The organism is Paraburkholderia podalyriae, from assembly GCF_014397785.1.
GTDB classification, from domain to species: Bacteria; Pseudomonadota; Gammaproteobacteria; order Burkholderiales; family Burkholderiaceae; genus Paraburkholderia; species Paraburkholderia podalyriae.
The window spans coordinates 1-6,037 of record NZ_VZQQ01000140.1 but is presented as its reverse complement, the minus strand read 5'-3'; the positions used below and the strand labels follow the sequence as shown (position 1 = coordinate 6,037).

7 protein-coding genes and 1 pseudogene are annotated in these 6,037 nt (G+C 64.9%); 4 read left to right on the top strand and 4 right to left on the bottom strand.

Going from position 1 to position 6,037, the window contains the following annotated elements:
• Positions 1-411: 411 nt before the first annotated feature.
• Together F6X42_RS41450 and F6X42_RS41445 are read right to left on the bottom strand one after the other, a co-directional pair.
• On the bottom strand, positions 412-1,152 hold the full coding sequence (locus F6X42_RS41450; protein ID WP_187639557.1) for a CbtA family protein: 741 nt from the start codon (positions 1,150-1,152) through the stop codon (positions 412-414).
• Between the two features lie 11 nt (positions 1,153-1,163).
• Complete coding sequence (locus F6X42_RS41445; RefSeq protein ID WP_187639556.1) at positions 1,164-1,385, bottom strand: CbtB domain-containing protein; 222 nt, start codon at positions 1,383-1,385, stop codon at positions 1,164-1,166.
• Between the two features lie 267 nt (positions 1,386-1,652).
• On the opposite strand from F6X42_RS41445, the gene F6X42_RS41440 reads away from it, so the two are divergent.
• Entirely contained in the window at positions 1,653-2,273 is a 621-nt protein-coding gene (locus tag F6X42_RS41440) for a histidine phosphatase family protein (RefSeq protein ID WP_187639555.1), read from the top strand.
• Between the two features lie 13 nt (positions 2,274-2,286).
• Here F6X42_RS41440 and F6X42_RS41435 read toward each other — a convergent pair whose 3' ends face one another.
• Complete coding sequence (locus tag F6X42_RS41435) at positions 2,287-2,727, bottom strand: hypothetical protein (protein ID WP_187639558.1); 441 nt, start codon at positions 2,725-2,727, stop codon at positions 2,287-2,289.
• Positions 2,728-2,793: 66 nt separating this feature from the next.
• Here F6X42_RS41435 and F6X42_RS45005 point away from each other — a divergent pair.
• A pseudogene (locus tag F6X42_RS45005) lies at positions 2,794-2,987 on the top strand (hypothetical protein); the annotation flags it as partial.
• Here F6X42_RS45005 and F6X42_RS41430 read toward each other — a convergent pair.
• Complete coding sequence (locus F6X42_RS41430; protein WP_187639554.1) at positions 2,943-3,083, bottom strand: hypothetical protein; 141 nt, start codon at positions 3,081-3,083, stop codon at positions 2,943-2,945. The pseudogene F6X42_RS45005 and the gene F6X42_RS41430 sit on opposite strands and share 45 nt — an antisense overlap.
• A gap of 94 nt (positions 3,084-3,177) precedes the next feature.
• On the opposite strand from F6X42_RS41430, the gene F6X42_RS41425 reads away from it, so the two are divergent.
• Both F6X42_RS41425 and F6X42_RS41420 read left to right on the top strand, forming a co-directional pair.
• Positions 3,178-3,882, top strand: coding sequence for a MarR family winged helix-turn-helix transcriptional regulator (locus tag F6X42_RS41425; RefSeq protein ID WP_187639553.1), 705 nt, complete (start codon positions 3,178-3,180; stop codon positions 3,880-3,882).
• A gap of 6 nt (positions 3,883-3,888) precedes the next feature.
• Positions 3,889-5,991, top strand: a complete 2,103-nt coding sequence (locus F6X42_RS41420) for an FUSC family protein (RefSeq protein ID WP_187639552.1) — start codon at positions 3,889-3,891, stop codon at positions 5,989-5,991.
• Positions 5,992-6,037 lie beyond the last annotated feature (46 nt).

The window sequence follows — 6,037 nt, the reverse complement described above, 5'->3', positions numbered from 1 at the left end:
ACTTATCGGCTGTTAGTTTTTAAAGATCGTTCCGCCCAACCCGCAGCACCTGCACCACAACCACCGGCACCGCTTCGTTTGCGTCGCTGCATCTGCAGCAGAGAAGCGAGATTATGGAGAGCGGTCCATGTCCCGTCAATACCCTTCTCACCTTTTATTTTAAAAAGTTGAAGAGCTTAAAAATTGAGCAACCTCGCGCGAGATTCCAATTGCTTAGACATCCGAGTTAATTTGCCCGCTCGTCGCGCGAAAGGGATGAGAAGAGTGGCGTTGCGAAAAGTCGCTCAGCAGCTTTTCCACAGAAAATGTTCGCAAGCCTGTGGATAACCACTCCACAACCGCGCCAAGTACTTGACGCAAAACCGTTCTCGCGCGTTGCGCGCGAAGCGCGGCCGCGCTTCGCGCTCCCATTCAGACCGACTTCATCGTCACACGCGCATTCGTGCGCATAAAAGCGCTGCGCTCGACCATCGCGCCGAACAGCAACCCGATCGTCGTCCACGTGATCACCTGCATGCCGATCGCCGCGACGCGGAACTTCCACAGCAGCACAGCCGGGAACGCGGCCGGCACTTCATTGAGGACCGGCATCGACAGTTGTACGGCCGCGATGATCACGACGAACAGGAGCCCCGCAACGATCGAACCGTTCCACGCGCCCAGTTTCGCCGCCGCGCGACGCCTCACCTTCAGCGAAAACACCATCGTCGCGAGCGAAATCGCGATCATCAGAAAGAACAGGCCCGTGCGCGTGCCAATCGTCTCCGGATCACCCACCGACGGCGGATTGGCCGGATACTTAAGATTCGGCACGATCACGAGCGCAATGAACGCACCGAGCGCGAGCCACGCGGACAGAGCGCGCACGCTCAAGGTGCCCGCCCGTCCATACGAATAAGCAAACACCAGCGAGAACAGACCGCCGAATGCCGCGCCATAAGTGACGACACCAGTCAGCAGGCCGAGACCTGCCTGCGTCTCACGGCTCACGATTTCGGGCTCGGCCGCCTCGCCGCGCGCGGCGGCCGCTTTTGCTTCGAATGAAATGGCCTGATCGACCTGCGGTTCGCCGACGATTCGCGCGAACGCGAACGTGAGCAAGCCCGCGACGATGCCCGCGAGCATTCCGCGCACCAACAATTTACCTACCATGTCGAGCTCCGTTAGTGGCAGGGAAAGCCGAGCAGATGGCGGCCGTCGTGCACGAACTCATGCACGTACATGCCGGGCACGAGCGACGTCGCACCCTCTTCCGCACCAACGAAGTAAAGCGCAAGCAACAGCAGCAAACCGCCGAACACTACCCACGGTAATAGTTCGCGCAAAGGAATGGGAGTGGGCTCGGCCGCCGGTTGCGCGGCGGCATTGAAGACAGCTTCGGTCATGATGAACATCTCCTGGGGGTGACGCGCCCCGAAAGTCGATTGCAGAGGAATGGTGCGAAGCTCAGGTCTGGCTTTCGGCTGTTGTGGATTGCAATGCCGATTACAGTGGCGCGACCGCGCCGGGCTCTCACCGGCTTCCGTGCTTCGCAGCGCCACTATTCTACGCGCTAAACTGCGGCTTTCGCGACGGCGAGGGCTACCGGGCAACGCGCGCTGCGAGCCGATGAAGCCACGCAGGCAAGTGCGAATGCGTCGCAAAGGCAACGAATGGATACGCGACTACTACTGGTGAGCCATGCGGCAACGGCCGCGCAGCGCGCGGGCCGCTTCCCCGCCGACGATCCGCTCGACGCGCGCGGCCGCGCCGAAGCCGAAGCGGCGCGCGCACGCCTCGCGCTTCCGGCCGACGCTGCCATGTTCACCAGCCCTGCGTCCTGCGCGCGCGATACCGCCGTGGCGCTCGGTCTGAGCGCCACGGCGGCCGACGCATTGGCGGATATCGACTACGGCAAATGGCGCGGCCAGCGTCTCGCGGACATTGCCGACGAAACGCCCTGCGAGCTCGCCGCGTGGACACGCGAAGCCGACGCCGCGCCGCCCGGCGGCGAATCATTCGGTCAACTCGTGCGACGGATTGGAGAATGGCTCGACGCGCAGCAAGCGGACGTGCGTTCATACAATGCCGTCAACGAAGCAGGCTTCGCTGCCTCGGCGCACCATCGAACGATTGTCGCAATCACACACATGCCGCTCCTGCGCGCGGCAATTGTGCACGCCCTCGGCGCATCGCCAGCCGTGTTCTATCGCATCGAGATCGCGCCGCTGTCGATCGTTGAGTTACGCCACTCGCGACGCGGCTGGACCTGGTGGCCGACCGCCACCACCTGAGCGGAACCGCCGCTTACCTGCCCGACACCACGAGCCGCAACCTATTGGACCCCGCTGGCGTCAGCGTGATCTCGGTGCGCTGATTCTTCGCGCCCAGATAAAAGTGCTGACGTCCCGGCGAATTCTGATCGTGCGTCGCGTCGGGCAGACACGACGCGATGTCGGCCGCGACCGCTTCCAGTGCGTCCGCGTCCGAGCCCACCGCCTGATGCGGCGTCCACGTGCACTGGAAACTGCGATGCGCGCCTGAACATTGAGCGTCGTCGCCATAGGGTTGCGCGACGCCTTTGCCGTCGTCGGGCGTGAGCGAGGCGAAGCCATCCGGCGCCGCGGCCACGATTCGTTTGAGCGCCGCGCAAGGTCTGGGGCTATCGTCGGCGGATGCGCTGACCGACAGCAGCGCAACGAGCGATGCCACGATGAACGCGGTAGCGGAGAGTCGACAGGTTTTCATGTTGTGCGTGAAGCTTTCAAAGTGCTGCCTGAAAAAGGCTGGCAGCGAGCCTCGCATCCAGCACGCATGCTTCATGCCGATGCGCATAAAGCCGCGAACCACACCCGCCGCCCCTACCCCGCCCGCTTATCGTCGGGCGTCGAAGGAATCGACGACATCCTGGGCGGCGGTCTCACGAGCCACGCACAGGTAAAACCACCCTCGCGTTGCAACTCTTACTCAAAGGCCTCGACGACGGGCAGACCGGGCTCTTCATTACACACGCTGTAGCGCCACTTCTCGTCGCGCGAGTGCAACGCGTATGGCATCGCGATGCAGGCGGGCGGCGCCGCGCGCATCTTCAGCGAAGAAGGCATCGGCGCTCACGGTGCAGATCTGCCTGGTCGCGTGAATCAAGTATTTCCAATTGAATAGCTTGCTAACGAATATTTTGGAAATACAATACCGGCCATGTCGAATCTCGATGCGCTGCGCCGCACTGTCAGCAGCACGCTGGTCGTCGCCGCCCGAAAGTGGCGGCGCACGAGTCATGGCGTGCTCGCGGCCTTCAACGTCTCCGAAGCGTGCGCGACGCCGCTTCTGACCGCCAGCCGGCTCGGCTCGGCGGTGCGTCAGGTCACGCTCGCCGATCACGTCGGCATCGAGGGGCCATCGCTCGTGCGGCTGCTCGACCAGTTGTGCGTGGCCGGCCTGATGCGCCGCGACGAAGATCCCGAAGATCGTCGCGCCAAAACTGTCGTACTGACTGACGAAGGCCGCGCCGTCACAGCGAAGATGGAAGAGGAACTGGTCACGCTGCGTGCGCGGGCGCTCAAAGGCGTATCGCGCGACGATCTCGAAGCCGCCCTGCGCGTGCTTCACGCATTCACGACCGATGCCGCCGGACGCGCCGAACCGGGAAGCGTCGAGCGCGACGCGCGGCACAAACGCGCGCGGCCCGTGCGCCCGGAATCGGTCAGGCACGAGGAGACGAAGCGCACCTCGTCGGCGAAGCGCGAGCCCGCCAAAAGCGAGACGCTTGCGAGCAAAGGCAAACGGACGAGCGGCAAAGGCGCTGCTAAAACGGCCAGTAAATCGCGCGGCACCGTCAAGGCGCGCAAGTCCACCAAACGCGGCGCGCGAGCCACCGCGCCGCACAACGCCGATTCCGCGTAACGGCTCATGGTCTATCCCACTCTCCGCGACTGGCTGTTCTCCGTCAAGACTTTCGCCGCGGCCATGCTCGCGCTCTACATCGGCCTCGCGTTCGAACTGCCGCGGCCGTATTGGGCGATGGCCACCGTCTACATCGTGTCGAACCCGTTCGTCGGCGCGACCCGCTCGAAAGCGATCTATCGTGCGCTGGGTACCGCGCTCGGCGCGTCGGGCGCGGTGCTGCTGGTGCCGCCGTTCGTCGAATCGCCGTACCTGTTCAGCATGGTCGTCGCGGCGTGGACCGGCACGATGCTCTACCTCGCGGTGTCGGACCGCACCGCGCGCAGCTACGTGTTCATGCTGGCGGCCTATACGATGCCGATCATCGCGCTGCCGTCGGTGACGAATCCGACCGGCGTCTTCGATCTCGCCGTGAGCCGGACCGAGGAGATCATTCTCGGCATCGTGTGCGCGAGTATCGTCGGCAGCGCGGTGTTTCCGAGCCGGCTCGCGCCGACCATCATCGAGCGCACCGACGAATGGTTTCGCGATGCCGCGTTCTACGCGACCGAAACGCTGTCGGGCCGGATCGCGAGCTCGGCGATTTCCGGCGCGCGGCAACGGCTCGCGAGCACGATAAACGGTCTCGAGTTGCTGCTGAGCCAGCTCGCCTACGATCACACGCGCCCCGACGTGCTCGCGCGCGCGCATGAGCTGCGCGGCCGCATGCAGTTGCTGCTGCCGATCATGTCGTCGCTGGCCGATCCGCTGCTCGCGCTCTACAACAACGGCCCGCAGCACTGGCCCGAAGGACTTCAGACGCTGATCGACGACGTCATCAAGTGGTTCAACCAACCGCTGCCCGCGCCGAGCGAGGGTTATCACGCGGACGAGACCGCCAACGCGCTGCGCGCGCGCATCGCCGCGATGCACCCGCCCGCCGCCGCGCTCACGCATTGGGACGGCGCGCTGCTGTCGAATGCACTGTGGCGCCTGGGACAAGTGATCGACGTGTGGCAAGACTGCCGCTCGCTGCGCATCATCATCACGCGCGAGGAAGGTTCGTGGCGGCCGCATTTCCGTCACTGGCGACTCGGCGGCACCGAGCGCTTCTACGATCGCGGCATGATGCTGTTCGCGACCGTGTCGGCGGCCGCGGCTGTGGTGCTCGCGTGCGCGCTGTGGATCGGCTCGGGCTGGAACGACGGCGCGAGCGCGGTCACGCTCGCGGCGGTCGCCTGCTGCTTCTTCGCCGCGCTCGACGAACCCGCGCCGTTCGTGTTCCGCTTCTTCCTCGCGACTGGCGTCGCCGTCGTGGCCGCGGGTCTCTATCTGTTCGTCGTGCTGCCGCAGGTGCACGACTTCCCGATGCTGGTGATCCTGTTCGCCGCGCCGTTCATTCTGGTCGGCACGCTGATTCCGCGCCCGCAGTTCAACATGGTGACGGTGCTGGTCGCGGTGAACACGGCCACCTTCATCAGCATTCAGGACGCGTACGACGCGAACTTCCTGACGTTCCTGAACGCCAACCTCGCGGGCCTCTCCGGCCTGCTCTATGCATACTTGTGGACCCGTGCAACGCGCCCATTCGGCGCCGAGCTGGCCGCGGCGCGCCTGTTGCGCTCGAGTTGGGCCGACGTCGCGCTGACCGCGTCGACGCGGCCGATCGAAGATCCGCGCAATCTCGCTGCACGCATGCTCGACCGGCTGATGCAATTGATCCCGCGCCTCGCGGCCACCGACGATTACCGCCATCCGTCGATCGAGAGCTTCCGCGATCTGCGCATCGGGTTCAACGCGCTGGACCTGCGCCGCCTCACACGCAAGCTCGGCGGCGAAACGGCCGGCGCGATCGACCATGTTCTCGATGGAGTGCGTGCATACTACGAGAGCTGCATCGATCGACGCCACCGCGAGCCGGTGCCGGACAGCCTGATGTCGTTGATCGACGTGGCCGTCGCGCGCGTCACCGCGCAGGGGCTCGCCAATGCCGCGGCGCCGACCGAGACCTCGCAGACCTCGGCCCGTCAGTTGCGCGATGCGCTGCACGCGCTGGTCGGCTTGCGTCTTTCGCTGTTTCCGGCGACCCTCACGAAACCAACGCCGACCGAACCGGAGGCCGCCGCGTGATGCACCCATTCTTGCGCCCCTGCTTGCACCCGCCTGCCCACCCCTG